A 13,760-nucleotide genomic window follows, 5' to 3' on the forward strand; every position below is an offset into this window, starting at 1 on the left:
ACGCCATGGTTCGTTTGTGGGGGCGGCCTTGAGGGTGGCGTTGAATTGCTCGCATTTCGCCGCCGACAACGAACTTTGGTCATGAATATTTAATATTCCTGGCAATGCGAGCAATCCACGGCGGGTACACGGGCACGGCTCTTGTGTGTGGGGTTTTTAATGCGAGTAGTTGTTCGGCAGGCATTCTTTTAGCATGGCCGCCACTCAGGCGCCGTTGTTGTAGCGGCCCTGTATCGCCATTCAGGGAGTGCAGTGTTCATGACCAATCAAGACAGGGTGGCGGTGGTCACCGGTGCGGCCAGCGGTATTGGCGCGGCGACCGCCCTGCAGCTGGCACGGGAGGGTTTTCAGGTGGCGTGCCTGGACCGTGACGAAGGCGGCCTGGATCGCACCCTGCATGCGCTGGGCCCAGGCCATCGGCCGTTCGCCCTGGACCTGTGCGATGAACAGGCAGTGGCCGCGGTGTTCGCCGAAATCGCCCAGTGGCGAGGGCGCATCGATGGCCTGGCCACCTGCGCCGGGGTGGTCGACACCACGGCATTCGACGACCTGAGCGTGGCGCGCCTGCGCCAGTTGCTGGAGGTCAACCTGCTTGCCACCTTCAGCGTGGTGCAGCACAGCGTGCCCTTGATGCGCGCCGGCGGGCATATCTGCACCGTGGCCAGCGTCGCCGGCATTCGCGGCGGTGGCCTGGCCGGCACGCTCGGCTACGCCACCAGCAAGGGCGCGGTAATCACCCTGAGCAAGGGCCTGGCGCGCGAACTGGGCCCGCGCGGGCTGACCGTCAATTGCGTCGCCCCGGCGGTGATCCGCACGCCGATGCTCGATGACACCACGCGCGTCGCCGGCAAGCTCGAACAGCTGCACGGCATGACCGCCTTGCGCCGCGAGGGCCGTGCCGAGGAAGCCGCCGAGGTGATCGCCTGGCTGCTGTCGGGCAAGGCCTCGTTCGTCAGCGGCACCACCATCGCCGTGGACGGCGGCCTGGCGATGCTCTGAGGCGCTTTCTTTTCTTCCTTTTCTTCTCTGTACAGGACGTCAACCATGGCAGTTTCCAAGGACAACCCACTGGCGCTTTGCCGCACCTTTTTCTTCATTCCCGGCGCCGACGAGCGCGCGTTGCTGGCGGCACTCGACGGCGATGGCGACGTGCTGGTGCAGGAGCTGGAGGACTTCACCCCACCGGCGCGACGCCCCGAGGCGCGTGCACTGGCGGTGGATATCCTGCAGCGCTGGCGTGCCTGCGGGCGGGTCAGTGCGGTGCGCATCAACCCGTTTGAAACCTGTGGCCACGAGGACCTGGCGGCAGTGATGGCTGGCCGCCCGCAGGTGGTGATGATGTCCAAGGTCGAGCGCCGCGAGCAGATGATCGAGCTGGACCAGTTGATCACCGAGCTTGAGGGGCGCCATGGCATCGCTGCCGGCAGCACGTTGATCGTGCCGAACATCGAGACCGCGCTGGGCGTGGTGCGCGCCATCGAGATCGCCGCCGCCAGCCCGCGTATCAAGGCGATGCTGGTGGCCACCGAGGACATGGTGGCCGACCTGGGCGCCGGGCGCAGCCGCGCCGGCACCGAGCTGTATTACCCGCGCTCGCGCTTTCTGCTCGAATGCGCAGCAGCGGGGGTGCTGGCCATCGACTCGCCCTACACCTTTGCCGACGCGCAGGGTGCCGAAGCCGACATGCAGTTCGCCCGCTCCATCGGCTACCAGGCCAAGGGTGTGGTCAACCCGGCGCACGTGGCGGTCGCCAATCGCTACCTCACCCCCGCTGACGCGGACGCCGAACTGGCGCGCCGGCAGGTGGCGGCGTTCGAGGCGGCGGCCCAGGGCGGCAACGTGCGTGCCGAGGTCGATGGCCTGGTGGTGGAAGTGCCCAGCTACCTGCAGGCGCTGCGCTTGCTGGAGCGTTACGAGCAGTTGCAGGCGCGCCAGGCGCTACGCCGCTGAGCTGTGCGGCTGCGCGCGGGCGCGGGCGGTGGCCAGCGGCACGGCCGGCGGGAGGCACAACAGCCCGATCAGCGAGCTGCTGATCGCATCCTCGATCTGCGCCTGGCTCATCTGCGGCGAGTCGAGGATGTAGGCCTTGACCATCGAGGTGATCACCTGCGCCGCCAGCCAGGCGGCCAGGTGCAGGTTGCTGTGAGCCAGCGTGGCCCGCCAGCGGTCCAGCAGGCGCTCGATGGACAGGGTGATGCGGGCCTTGTGCTGCAGGTCGTCGACGCTGCGGCTCAGGTTGGCCAGGTCGGTGTCGAGCAGCCGGTGCAGCTCCGGTTCCTGCTGGTGCAGGTGTAGCAGGGCTTGCACCAGCAGCCTGAGGTGGGCCGGCAGGTCGGCCACCTCGTGGGCGCCGGCGACCTCCAGAATCACCCGGTTCATGGCCTGCGCATGGCGCTCATGCAACGCCGCGATCAATGCATCCTTGTTCGGGAAGTACTGATAGACCGAGCCCACGCTGACCCCGGCGCGCTGGGCCACCAGGTTGGTGTTGGTGCCCTGGTAGCCATGCTTGACCACCACCTTGGCGGTGGAGGTGAGGATGGTTTCGACCATCATCCGCGAGCGGGCCTGGGTGGGGATCTTGCGCGGAAGGTTAAGGTGTTTCACGAATGTCTCCAGAAAGGGCCTGATTGCATTTGTGAGAAAGGCTGCCAGCAGGCAGCGGTGCTCCGACCTTGGAGATTTCTCCCTGATTGCCTGGAGCGCGCCGCCGCTGTGGCAATGCAGCCGATCCAGTACGAGGGCGATTCTTGGCCTTGGAGACGCTTTGGAAAATGCTCTGGTGTGCACTTTATAGTTAGCGATAGGGTCAGCTATCGCCGGCGCAGGCCCCCGCAAACCGGGCAGATCACAGGCTGCGGTCGAGGCCGAAACGTTTCTTCAGCACCTTTTCCAGCAGCCGTTTGGGCAGCACGCCGGCCAGCAGCGGCAAGGCGCGGCTGCCGTTGCCCAGGCGCAGCAGGTCGGGCGGGGTACGCTGCTGTACGGCCTTGAGCAGGCCCTGGGCGAACGCGCTGGCGGGGGTCGGTCTGTCCTGCGAGGCGCGGGCGCGGGCGCGCACCTGCTCGCGCAATGGCCACCACGGCGAGTCTTGCGCCAGCACCTGCTCGGCCTCGCGCCCGGCATTGCTGGCGAAGCTTGAGGCGATGGCGCCGGGCTGCACTTCCATCACGCCGATGCCGAACGGCGCCAGTTCCAGGCGCAGCGCATCGCTGAGCGCATGCACCGCCGCCTTGGATGCGCAATAGGCGCCGGCGAACGGGGTGACCAGCACACCCGACACGCTGCCGATGTTCACCACCAGGCCGCGATTGCGTCGCAGCAAGGGGAACAGTGCACGGGTCACACCGATCAGTGCGAACACGTTGGTCTCGAACTGGCGCTGCATGGCCTCGACACCGCCGTCCAGCAGCGGCCCCATCGCGCCGTAGCCGGCGTTGTTGATCAGGATGTCGAGGCCGCCATGGGCCGTTTCGATGGCGTCGGCCAGGCGCACCAGGGCGTCCTCGTGGTTGACGTCCAGCTGGCGGCTGCTGAAGCCGGCCTTGATCAGCGTGGCGACGTCATCGGCCTTGCGCGCGGTCGCCCACACGTCGTAGCCGGCGGACTTGAAGCTGTCGGCGAGGGCGCGGCCGATGCCGCTGGAGCAACCGGTGATCAGGACGACGGGCATGGAAGGGGGCTCTCCTCAGAATGTGGTGTTCGGTCAGGGCGTCGATCAGCCGGGTGATGCTCGTGGCGCACACCACGAGGTTGGGGCCGGCGACGGGCAACAGGATATGTGAAGGCAGATAGTGCAGCGACAGGCTCTGGAACAGGAGGGTCAGGGCCGGTTCTTGCGGGTGATCCTCGAACAGGTCGACGTTGAAATAGTGGAAGTCGACCTGAGGATGTTGACTGCCAAGCCGTGCAACACCGGGATGCATCGTGCAGCAAGGCGGGCAACTGGCCGAGCCCACCATGACCATGGCCGGGCGTTGGCGTGTGCAATCGTCGAGCAGCGCCTGGAGCTGGTCGAGGCGGGTCACGGGCCTGAGTGACATGGTGGTGCCTCCTGCAAGAATTGCGGTGCGCTCCATTCAACCCCGGCTGGCGTGTCTGAGGTAACTGGCAAAAATACTAGTTGGCAAAGCCACCCTGCAGGTGCTCGGCACGAAATTCCAGGGTTTGCGGGCGGTAGCCTGAGCGCAGGGGGGGCAGGGGCAGGCAGTCGTGCCAGCTGGCCTCGGGCTGCAGGTCGCCGGGGCCGCGGTAGCGCGGTGCGGCGTAGGTGTTCTCGGCCAGGTTGACGGTGTCGCCGGGGGCGTAGGCGGCCACGCGCCAGCGCAGCTCGACCAGCGGCACGCGGTTGGCGTTCTTTATCTGTACGCGCAGCGGCCGGTCGGCCGGGCAGGCGTCGGGGGCGTAGTCCAGGCGCAGTTCCAGGCGGGCCAGCTGGCTGGCCTCGCGGTTGTCCAGCCACACCACCCACAGGCCCACCAGGCCCAGGCCGAGCAGCGCGGCCATGGAGATCGGCAAGGCCTTGGCCGGGTAGCGCAGCAGCAGGACCAGCCAGGTGAGGATGAGCAGGATACCGATGAACATGGAGGGCGCCTTGGGTGCGGATGAAGGATCATCCTACCCTGATAAAAGCATCGCGGGTCAAGCCCGCTCCCACAGGTTCGATGGCGACCGTTGTGGGAGCGGGCTTGACCCGCGAAAGGGCCTTCCGGGCTTCAGATCACTGCGCGATGGTCTTGATCGACACCCCGCGCTCCACTGGCGTGGAGCGCCCGTAGATGTCTTCGAAACGCTCGATGTCGTCCTCGCCCAGGTAGCTGCCCGACTGCACCTCGATGATCTCCAGCGGGATCTTGCCCGGGTTGCGCAGGCGGTGCACCGAGGCGATCGGGATGTACGTGGACTGGTTCTCGCACAGTAGGAACACGTTCTCGTCGCACGTCACCTCGGCCGTGCCCGACACCACGATCCAGTGCTCGGCACGGTGGTGGTGCATCTGCAGCGACAGGCTGGCGCCGGGTTTTACCGTGATGTGCTTGACCTGGAAGCGCCCGCCCATGTCCACCGAGTCATACGAGCCCCACGGGCGGTACACCTCGCAGTGGTTCTGGGTTTCGTTGCGGCCCTGGGCGTCCAGGGTGTTGACCATCTGCTTGACCCCCTGAACCTTGTCCTTGTGCGCGATCATCATGGCGTCCTTGGTCTCGACCACCACGATGTTCTCCAGGCCGATCACCGACACCAGCTTGCCGTTGCCGTGGATCATGCAGTTGTGGCTGTCCTGCACCACCACGTCGCCCTTGGTCACGTTGCCGTTGGTGTCCTTCTCGTGCACGTCCCACAGCGACGACCAGCAGCCCACGTCGCTCCAGCCCGCACTCAGCGGCACCACGCAGGCGCGCTGGGTCTTTTCCATCACCGCGTAGTCGATGGAGTTGTCCGGGCAGCAGGCGAAGGTGGCCTCGTCGATGCTGATGCTGTCGCCGTCTTCCAGGCTGCGCTCCAGGGTCAGCAGGCAGGTGTCGTAGATGTCGGGGTCGTGCTTTTTCAGCTCTTCGAGGAAGCGGCTGGCGCGGAACAGGAACATGCCGCTGTTCCAGTAGTAGCCGCCACTTTTGACGAACTCGGTGGCGCGTTTTTCGTCCGGTTTTTCAACGAACTGTGCCACGCGGCTGATGCCTTCGGGCAGCAGGGCGTCCTGGCTCGACTTGATGTAGCCGTAGCCGGTTTCCGGCTTGGTCGCCGGCACCCCGAACAGCACCATTTCGCCGCGCTCGGCGGCCACCGTAGCCAGGGCCAGGGCGCGTTGCAGGGCCTTCTGGTCGTCCAGCACGTGGTCGGCCGGCAGCACCAGCATCAGCTCGTCGCGGCCTTCGTTGACCAGTTTCATGGCCGTGAGCGCCACGGCCGGCGCGGTGTTGCGCCCGAACGGTTCCATCAGGATCGCCTGGGTGTCCAGGTTCAGGTTGGCCAACTGCTCGTTGACGATGAAACGGTGGTCCTTGTTGCACACCACGATGGGCGCGTCCATGCCGTCGAACACCAGGCGCGACAGGGTTTGCTGGAACAGCGTGTGTTCACCGGTCAGGGCCAGGAACTGCTTGGGGAATTGCTTGCGCGACAGGGGCCACAGACGCGAGCCGCTACCACCGGACAGGATGACTGGAATCATGGGTAATCTCCGAACGTTGAAAGGGGCAGTTGATTAACGGGTGGACACAGGGCGCTTGACCCAGACCGGCGACAGGTTGCTGCCACTGCCGGTCACATACAGCACGGCCGCTTCGCCACGTTCGAGCGCAACGGGCTTGAGGTCGCTGACTTTCTTGTCGCCTTCATACAGCGCCAGGCTGACCTTGACCGGGTTGATCTCGCGCTCGCCGCGCGCCTTGGCCGCCACCGGCTTGACCACTTCGGTCTTGCCATCGGCGGTCTTCAGGGTCAGGGCCTGGTCGCTCAGGTTCTGCACGCGTACCAGGGATTTCTGCTTGTTCTTGAACGGCGGTTCCTCGACCAGTTGCGGCTGGCCGCTGCCGTGGTTGACCAGGGTGTAGTAGTGATCGCCCGCCAGCTTGACCGGTACGGTCTGGCTGCCGACCTTGGCGCTGTAGTCGCCCTGGGGCATGAAGCTGAAATCGCTGCTGCCCTGGGCGGCCACTTCGCTGATCTGGGTATTGCCGACACTGGCGGCCACCGGCTGGTTGCCGGCGTTGTACAGGCGCACGAAGGTCGAGCCCTTGGGCGCGCTGGGGCCGTACAGTGCGGCGTCGGCGCCGGCCCAGGCCTGCAGCGAGAGCAGGCTCATGCCGGCGGTCAGGGCGAATGCTTTGGCAATGCGGTGCTTGGTGGTCATGTGCAGTTCCTCTCAGTGTTGCGTCCGATTGGACGACAGGGCCATGTCTTGATTGGCGGTACGGGTTTGCTTCAGCTGGGCGATCCACTGCGGATCGAAGGCGCTGAGGTCGTTTTTCATTGGCAGATAACGTTCCGGGAACTCCCATACCAGCACCTGTGGGGCGCTGGTCTTGAAGGCGTCGGTCTGCAGGTACTTGAGCATCGGCAGCAGCGGGCCATGGCCGTCCTCGGCGTAATTGACCACGTCACTGCGCAGCGCCTGCTGCAACGCACCGAGGAAGTTCCAGTGCGGGTTGGCGCTGTAGCTGGTGCCGATCAGCGCCACGGGGATCTCGTTGTCGGCAAACAGCGCGTCGTCGCTGTCGGCCTGGTCCTGGGCCCGGGCAGGGCGGGTGGTGCGTTGCTGCAGGCTGTCCGGAGCCGGCAGCAGGTGGCTGAACAACGGGTCCAGCGGCAGGAAGTTGGTGAGGTCGCCCTTGTACGGTGTGGCGGCTTTGGCTTCGGTGACGAACTGCTGCGGCGTGCCGCTGAGCAGGGTCTGGCGGGCCACGGCTTCGGCCAGGTGGCGTGCCACCACCTCGGCGCCCAGTGGTGTCCAGTGGGTGTCGGTGCGCAGGAACACCTGGCCCTGGGCCTTGGCCGCCTGCAGCGGGCCGAGCAGGTCCGGGGCGAACACGCCGGCCTGACGCGCCTTGGCATGGAACTGGTTGTACAGGTCGGCATGCAGGCTGGCGGGCGTCTGCTCACCGATGTACTCCGGGTACAGGCGGGCCTTGGCCGGAATGATCGCCAGCACCAGTTGCACACCGTGCTGCTTGAGGGTGTCGCGCACGCCGCGGATCAGTGCGAGGTTCTCGGCCTCGAACTGTTCGCTGCCGGCCACCGGCTTGAACTCTTCATCGCTGAACAGCCATTGCTCGCGGCCCAGCACCACACCCGGGCGGCCTTCGTTGAACAGTTTGAAGTCCAGCGCCGCCCAGAGGTTGGTGCCCAGGCGCTTGATCGGGAACTGCGCGTCGTAGTGGGTTTCGGCGGCCTTGGCCAGCTTGCCGTCGAGCAGGGACATCTGCGCGGTACGCTGGAAACTGCCCAGGCCCCCCAGCGACCAGATGCCCAGGCCCAGCAGCAGGGCCATGAACAGCACGGCGTAGAGTTTGCGTAATGATCGGGTCATGGTCGGCTCGCTCAGAACTGGAAGTAGAGGAACGGCGAGTAGCTTTGCGCCGAGAGTTTGAGGATCGAGGCCACGAACAGCAGCAGCACCAGCGCGCGGGTCATGTACAGGCCCCAGTCCAGGCTCACGCTGCCGTCGCCATGCACGGCCACCGGGCTGGCCTTGGCCGTGGGCTTGGCGTTGCGGTAGAAGTCGCGCAGGCCGAAGAACGCCAGGCTCAGGTAGGCGATCACCAGGGTGGCCACTTGCAGGCCGGTGAGGCTGGCGCGGTTGAGCTCCGACAGCTGCCATTCACCGAAGCTGAACATGGCGCCGTACATGCGTGCGGCCACGTGCAGGTTTTCGGCGCGGAAGATCACCCAGCCCATCACCACCAGCAGGAAGGTGAAGGCCCACTTGACCGGGTTGAAGCGCTGCGGGTTGGTGTCCAGGCCCAGTGCGCGCTCGATCGCCAGCCACATGCCGTGCCAGGCGCCCCAGATGATGTAGGTGAAGTTGGCACCGTGCCACAGGCCGCCCAGCAGCATGGTCAGGAACAGGTTGCGATAGGTGGCGAAGGTGCCGCCGCGGTTGCCGCCCAGGGTGATGTACAGGTAGTCGCGCAGCCAGGTGGACAGGCTGATGTGCCAGCGCCGCCAGAACTCGGTGATCGACTGGCTGATGTAGGGCTGCTTGAAGTTCTCCATGAAGCGAAAGCCCATCATCAGGCCCAGGCCGATGGCCATGTCGCTGTAGCCGGAGAAGTCGAAGTACAGCTGCGCGGTGTAGGCCAGTGCGCCCAGCCAGGCGTCGCCGGTGGTCGGGTTCTGCAGGGCGAAGCAGTGGTCGGCGACCACCGCCAGGGTGTCGGCGATGAACACCTTCTTGATGAAGCCCTGCATGAACCGCGTGCAGCCTTCGGAGAACTTGTCCAGGGTGTGGGTGCGGTGGTTGAACTGGTCGGCCAGGTCGCGAAAGCGCAGCACGGGGCCGGCGATCAGGTGCGGGAAGATCGCCACGAACGCGGCGAAGTCGATCAGGTTGCGGGTGGCCGGGGTGTCGCCGCGGTACACGTCGATGATGTAGCTGATCGACTCGAAGATGTAGAACGAGATGCCGATGGGCAACAGGATGTGGGTGAGGATGAACGGCTCCAGGCCGTACGAGGTCATGATCGCGTTGATGCTGTCGACGCCGAAGTTGGCGTACTTGAAGTAGCCCAGGATACCCAGGTCGACCACCACCCCCAGCAGCAGCCAGCGCTGGGCCGGCTTGGTGCGCACGCCGGCGGCGCCCACCTTGAGGCCGATCCAGTAGTTCCACAGGGTGACCGCAGCGAACAGCGCCAGGAAGTCCACTCGCCACCAGGCGTAGAACACGTAGCTGGCCAGCAGCAGCAGGGCGTTGCGGTAGCGTTGCCCGCTCAGGTAGTACAGGCCGAGAAAGATCGGCAGGAACAGGAACAGGAACACATTGGACGAGAACACCATCCCGATCTCTCCTTGTCGTTATCCACAATCGGGGCAGCAGCCCCCCAAACCCCCCGCTGAAATTGCGGGGGAACCAGATCAAACGCATCGCGGGTCAAGCCCGCTCCCACAGGGATTGCGGTCGTTGCTACTTCTTCTGTTCTGCCTGCGGGTCGTAGACGCGCGTCAGGTCGCCGCCCAGGCGGAAACTCTTGAACGGCTGCATCGCGTGCTTGCGCTTGAGCGCATCGGCGTCGCACTGGTACAGGCTGCACCACGGCTCAAGCCAGGCGTATTTGCTGTCGATCTTCAGATCGTCCATGTCCTGCTTCTGGCCATTGCGCGCCTTGAACGCACTCGGGTCTCTGGCCCCGGACAACACCCGCTCGCCCAGGCGCTTGAGCGCGCCGTTGTTTTCCGGGCGCAGGTCCACGCCGTTGGCCTGGGCGAAGCTGGCGATCATCGACAGCGGCGGCAGTGCGTAGTTGTGGTACGCCAGGGCGCGCTGCTTGCGCTTCATCTCGTTGGGCAGAAAGCCCTGCGCATCGACCTGGTTGGCACCCACGCGGTACTCCTTCACGGCCCAGTCGAACAGGTCGCGGCGATCGGTCGCCACCGCCGTGGCCATCACCGACCAGGCGGCCCAGTACGAGTGGTTGTTGATCTTTTCCAGCGGCAGGTCGCTCCAGTCCTTGACCGTCTGCTCGGCCAGGCGCGCGAACCATTTCTCGATCTGTTCGGCCTGGGCCTGGTGCGCCGCCAGTGGCTGTGCGTTGGAGAACTTCAGGCGCAGGTATGCCGAGCTCAGGCTGCCCAGCGCCCATTTGCGCATCGACTTGCCGGTGTGGTTGTAGTCGGTGGACATCAGCGCATCGGCCTGCGCCCAGGTGCCCAGCCACTGCAGGGTGCAGTCCAGCTGCTGCGGGCGGCCGTCGCGCATGTACTGCATCACCTGCTTGCTGACCCCGCGCTCCAGCGTGGTGATGCTGGCGGTGGAATCGCGAAAGGCCTGTTCGGATGCCTTGTTCAGCGTCGCGCGGGCCTTGTCCGAGCCTTCGTACTTGCTGCGAAACTGCAGCGCGCCGGTGTAGGGCTTGGGCACGGCCTCACAGGTGAAGTCGTTGGGGCTGGTCTTGGGTTTCTCGATGCCGGCGTAGTAGCCCTGCGGCGGGACCAGCCCGCCGGCCTGCACCGCCGGGCCGAACAGGGCCAGGGCGAGCAGGGCGGGGGTGGCAAGGGTGCGGATGGATGTCATGTGCGCCTCACAGGCCGGCATGGGCAGCATGCTGCCCGGCGCCGGCGATCGGGTTGCGTGTACACAGCCTGGCCTGGACCTTCTGGCTGCCGCTTTCGGGACCCTGCACTTCCACCGCGAGCAAGGTCTGGTTGGCCCAGTCCTCGTCCTCGCGCAACTGGAAGGCGAAGCGTCCGTCGGTGTCGGAGGTTTCGGGTTTTTCGATCTTCAGGTCCTCGTGACGACCATTGAGGTACCACAGGGTGGCCTGCAAGGTCTTGACCGACTTGTCTTCGAACTGGATGTCCAGTTGATGACGGCCGTTGACCAGGTTCTTGATCACGCCGTTCTTGCCATTGACCAGCAGCTCGTTGGTGCCCGGCTTGAGCGAGGTGCTGACGCTCATCTGCGCAGGCTTGCCTTCGCAGCCGTTGTCGAGCAGGGCGAGCATCTGGCGCCAGATGGTTTCCTGGTCCAGGCGGTACAGCGGCGAGAACTCCCACACCAGGATCTTGGGCGGGTTGTTCTGGAACTCCTCGCTGCCCAGGTACTGGATCATCGAACCTTCCAGGCCGCCACCGGGGAACGCGACGTTGAGCACGTCGGCGCCGATGTACTGCTGCAGAAAACCCGAGAAGTTGTAGTTCTTGCCGCTGTGGCTGGTGCCAACCAGGGTGATCTGCGGGTTGCCCGAGTCGCCGAACAGGTCGTCGCCGCCACTCTCGCCCTTGGGCTCGGTGACGAACTGGTCCATGTACTGCACCGCGTAGCTGGTGCCGCACAGTTGGCCGGCGACGTTGTGCAGGGTGCCGGTCTTGCCCATGCGGCCGGACGTGTGGCTTTCGAATTCACGCCGCGGGATGTCGGCGAAGGCCGGCATGCTGTGCACGGTGTCGGCCACGATTTTTGCCGCACGCTCGGCTCCATAGGGCGTCCAGTGCTGGTCGCCGCGGAAGTAGAAGTCCTTGCCCTGCTGCGCGGCCGGCAACTGTTCGTTGGTCAGCGGCGACAGGTCGGGCACGTTGTAGCCCATTTGGGCGAAGCGCTTGAGCATGGCCTGGTAGTTGCGCAGGGCCTTCTCGTAGTTGAACGCGGCCTTGTCGGCCGGGTTGAGCATGTTGCGGTTCACCAGGCCACGGGTGGGCTGGTACACCACCACCAGTTCCACGCCGCGCGCCTTGAACGCATCGTGCACCTGCTGCAGGCGTTTGTAGCCGGCCGGGGTGGTGCTGAATTCGGTGCGCAGGTCTTCGCGGGTACGGAACAGCCAGTCGCCCTGGGCTTGCACCAGGGTGGTGAAGTTCTGCTGGTAGCGGGTGGTGTAGCGGCTGGCATTGTGGGCTTCGGGGCACAGTTGGCAGCACGGCTGGGCGGTGAAGCTGGGCGCCTGCACCTCGTCGGCACGCACGCCGTTGCTGATCGCCAGCAGCGCCGCACTCAGGCCAAGCAGTTTCATCAGGTGTGGGGTCATGTCAGGTTTCCTCAATCCGCCATGTCGGTCTGGCGTTCGACCGGGTCGATCAGTACGGCTTTGCCCTGGCGAACCATCAGGTCGAGAATCTCGTCCTGGCGATCGCCCAGCACCCCGGAGAAACTGATGCCGCTGGACTTGCTCGGGGCCAGCATCGACACCCGGTACAGCTCCACGCTCAGGGGCGAGTCGATCGACAGCGGGCCGCTGCCGTTGGCCGCCAGTTCACCGCCCACCACGATCAGCGACACCTTGGTGTCGAACGGGTCCAGGTCGATGTCGCGGTCGGTATCGGACAGGTCCTTGATGTGCCCGTACACACCCACCAGGCCGTTGGCCATGGCGAGGTTTTCGTACAGGCGGATGTTCACGCTGTTGCGCACGCGGATGCCGTGGCGACGGTTGCTGATGACCTTGTTGCCCCAGATCAGGTTGTCGCCGCTTTCGTACAGGGTGATGCCGTCGGTGTGGTTGCGGTAGATCTCGTTGTAGGCGATCAGGTTGTTGACGCTGTTGCGGTCGATCACCACGCCCGAGAGCTTGTTGTCGTAGCTCTTGTTGTTGATGATCCAGCTGTCGTTGACCTCGCGCGAGACGATGATGCCGTGCTTCTTCTTGGTGCCATGCACGGTGTTGCCGGCGATGATCAGGCGGTGCGAACGGTCGTGGGGGTCGATGCCGTACACGATGTTGTCGCGGTAGGTGTTGTCCTTGACCACGAAGTCGCTGGTCTCGTAGCAGTAGAAGCCGTACCACATGTCGCTGAACTCGGAGCCGATGATCCAGCCGGTGGGTTCGGGGCGGCCCATCTGCTTGGCCATGTTGGGCGTGTACTGCGAAATGCTCACGCCGTAGGACTTGCTCTGGGCATAGCCGAAGCTGGTCATGCGGGTGTTGACGATGTAGGTCTCGGTGCCGCCCCACGAGAGCAGGAACGGGCGAAATTCCTTGGGTGTGCGGAAGGTCGCCGGGCCGTTGTCCTTTTCGCGCCAGCCGGTGACGCGGGTGTCGCTGACGAACAGCTTGCCGTCGTTGACGATGAACGCGCCGCCTTCCTGGGACAGGCGCAGCTCCTTGACCTTGGCATCGATCTCGAGCACGCCCTTTTGCCCCACCACGATCGGCAGGCGCGACAGGTATACCCCCGGCGCGGTTTCACGCAGGTACTGGGCCGGCACGTGCTTGCTCAGCTCGGTGAAGTCGACATGCCCGTCATCGACGAAGATCGCCTGCGGGATGCCGTGCTGGCGGGCTACCCATTCGGCCATCTTGTTGTCGCCGCCGATGAACTCCTTGAGGGCGTCTTCCTGCAGCATGCGGCGTACCGTGACCTTGCCCTTGCGTGCACGCTGGATCTTGGCCTGCACCGCTTCGGCGGTGTAGCCGCTGAGGTCGGGCAGGGTCGGCGCCGGGATCTGCAACGGCTCGATCGGCGCGCTGCTGACGGTGTAGGTCTTGGCGTGCTGCAGCTCTTTGGCCGGGCTGGCCACGGGCAGGCCGTTGGCCAGGGCGATGCTGCTGGCCAGCAGCAGGCTGCCGGCGATCAGCGTGTTGAGCGGGTAAAGGTTCATGTCAATG

At 65.3% G+C, this 13,760-nt stretch carries 13 protein-coding genes; 2 read left to right on the plus strand and 11 right to left on the minus strand.

The window, feature by feature from the left end:
- Window positions 1–258 precede the first annotated feature (258 nt).
- Together JZZ72_RS06280 and JZZ72_RS06285 are read left to right on the plus strand one after the other, a co-directional pair.
- Window positions 259–999, plus strand: a complete 741-nt coding sequence (locus JZZ72_RS06280) for an SDR family NAD(P)-dependent oxidoreductase (RefSeq protein WP_210014186.1) — start codon at window positions 259–261, stop codon at window positions 997–999.
- Between the two features lie 45 nt (window positions 1,000–1,044).
- The gene (locus JZZ72_RS06285; protein WP_043860993.1) at window positions 1,045–1,950 is read left to right on the plus strand and encodes an HpcH/HpaI aldolase/citrate lyase family protein; all 906 of its coding nucleotides are present in this window, start codon (window positions 1,045–1,047) and stop codon (window positions 1,948–1,950) included.
- On the opposite strand, the gene JZZ72_RS06290 is transcribed toward JZZ72_RS06285, so the two are convergent.
- From JZZ72_RS06290 to algG, 11 genes are all read right to left on the minus strand, one after another.
- Complete coding sequence (locus JZZ72_RS06290) at window positions 1,939–2,607, minus strand: TetR/AcrR family transcriptional regulator (protein ID WP_210014187.1); 669 nt, start codon at window positions 2,605–2,607, stop codon at window positions 1,939–1,941. The two genes, JZZ72_RS06285 and JZZ72_RS06290, sit on opposite strands and share 12 nt — an antisense overlap.
- A 241-nt stretch (window positions 2,608–2,848) precedes the next feature.
- Window positions 2,849–3,673 carry an SDR family oxidoreductase gene (locus JZZ72_RS06295; protein WP_210014188.1) on the minus strand — a complete coding sequence of 275 codons (825 nt, stop codon included), beginning with the start codon at window positions 3,671–3,673 and terminating at the stop codon, window positions 2,849–2,851.
- On the minus strand, window positions 3,564–4,043 hold the full coding sequence (locus JZZ72_RS06300) for a thioredoxin family protein (protein WP_210014189.1): 480 nt from the start codon (window positions 4,041–4,043) through the stop codon (window positions 3,564–3,566). The genes JZZ72_RS06295 and JZZ72_RS06300 overlap by 110 nt, the downstream gene beginning before the upstream one ends.
- Before the next feature lie 76 nt (window positions 4,044–4,119).
- A complete protein-coding gene (locus tag JZZ72_RS06305; RefSeq protein ID WP_043860996.1) occupies window positions 4,120–4,584 on the minus strand; it encodes a hypothetical protein in 465 nt (154 codons plus the stop codon).
- Between the two features lie 136 nt (window positions 4,585–4,720).
- Window positions 4,721–6,172, minus strand: a complete 1,452-nt coding sequence (locus tag JZZ72_RS06310) for a mannose-1-phosphate guanylyltransferase/mannose-6-phosphate isomerase (protein WP_043860997.1) — start codon at window positions 6,170–6,172, stop codon at window positions 4,721–4,723.
- A 33-nt stretch (window positions 6,173–6,205) separates the two neighbouring features.
- Window positions 6,206–6,853, minus strand: a complete 648-nt coding sequence (locus JZZ72_RS06315) for an alginate O-acetyltransferase AlgF (RefSeq protein ID WP_043860998.1) — start codon at window positions 6,851–6,853, stop codon at window positions 6,206–6,208.
- 12 nt (window positions 6,854–6,865) lie between these two features.
- On the minus strand, window positions 6,866–8,029 hold the full coding sequence (locus JZZ72_RS06320; protein WP_054914853.1) for an alginate O-acetyltransferase: 1,164 nt from the start codon (window positions 8,027–8,029) through the stop codon (window positions 6,866–6,868).
- Window positions 8,030–8,040: 11 nt separating this feature from the next.
- The gene (locus JZZ72_RS06325) at window positions 8,041–9,498 is read right to left on the minus strand and encodes an MBOAT family O-acyltransferase (RefSeq protein WP_058540860.1); all 1,458 of its coding nucleotides are present in this window, start codon (window positions 9,496–9,498) and stop codon (window positions 8,041–8,043) included.
- 127 nt (window positions 9,499–9,625) lie between these two features.
- Window positions 9,626–10,732, minus strand: a complete 1,107-nt coding sequence (locus JZZ72_RS06330; RefSeq protein WP_058541092.1) for a mannuronate-specific alginate lyase — start codon at window positions 10,730–10,732, stop codon at window positions 9,626–9,628.
- 7 nt (window positions 10,733–10,739) lie between these two features.
- Entirely contained in the window at window positions 10,740–12,182 is a 1,443-nt protein-coding gene (locus JZZ72_RS06335) for an alginate O-acetyltransferase (RefSeq protein WP_210014190.1), read from the minus strand.
- An 11-nt stretch (window positions 12,183–12,193) separates the two neighbouring features.
- On the minus strand, window positions 12,194–13,753 hold the full coding sequence (gene algG, locus JZZ72_RS06340; RefSeq protein WP_210014191.1) for a mannuronan 5-epimerase AlgG: 1,560 nt from the start codon (window positions 13,751–13,753) through the stop codon (window positions 12,194–12,196).
- Window positions 13,754–13,760 lie beyond the last annotated feature (7 nt).

The organism is Pseudomonas palmensis (assembly GCF_017848315.1).
In the GTDB taxonomy this organism is placed as follows: domain Bacteria; phylum Pseudomonadota; class Gammaproteobacteria; order Pseudomonadales; family Pseudomonadaceae; genus Aquipseudomonas; species Aquipseudomonas palmensis.

Bases quoted from the DNA above. Each gene is read 5' to 3' on its own strand.
- JZZ72_RS06280 (WP_210014186.1), top strand. From the start codon at position 259: ATGACCAATCAAGACAGGGTGGCGGTGGTCACCGGTGCGGCCAGCGGT.
- JZZ72_RS06285 (WP_043860993.1), top strand. From the start codon at position 1,045: ATGGCAGTTTCCAAGGACAACCCACTGGCGCTTTGCCGCACCTTTTTC.
- JZZ72_RS06295 (WP_210014188.1), bottom strand. From the start codon at position 3,673: ATGCCCGTCGTCCTGATCACCGGTTGCTCCAGCGGCATCGGCCGCGCC.
- JZZ72_RS06300 (WP_210014189.1), bottom strand. From the start codon at position 4,043: ATGTCACTCAGGCCCGTGACCCGCCTCGACCAGCTCCAGGCGCTGCTC.
- JZZ72_RS06305 (WP_043860996.1), bottom strand. From the start codon at position 4,584: ATGTTCATCGGTATCCTGCTCATCCTCACCTGGCTGGTCCTGCTGCTG.
- JZZ72_RS06310 (WP_043860997.1), bottom strand. From the start codon at position 6,172: ATGATTCCAGTCATCCTGTCCGGTGGTAGCGGCTCGCGTCTGTGGCCC.
- JZZ72_RS06315 (WP_043860998.1), bottom strand. From the start codon at position 6,853: ATGACCACCAAGCACCGCATTGCCAAAGCATTCGCCCTGACCGCCGGC.
- JZZ72_RS06320 (WP_054914853.1), bottom strand. From the start codon at position 8,029: ATGACCCGATCATTACGCAAACTCTACGCCGTGCTGTTCATGGCCCTG.
- JZZ72_RS06325 (WP_058540860.1), bottom strand. From the start codon at position 9,498: ATGGTGTTCTCGTCCAATGTGTTCCTGTTCCTGTTCCTGCCGATCTTT.
- JZZ72_RS06330 (WP_058541092.1), bottom strand. From the start codon at position 10,732: ATGACATCCATCCGCACCCTTGCCACCCCCGCCCTGCTCGCCCTGGCC.
- JZZ72_RS06335 (WP_210014190.1), bottom strand. From the start codon at position 12,182: ATGACCCCACACCTGATGAAACTGCTTGGCCTGAGTGCGGCGCTGCTG.
- algG (WP_210014191.1), bottom strand. From the start codon at position 13,753: ATGAACCTTTACCCGCTCAACACGCTGATCGCCGGCAGCCTGCTGCTG.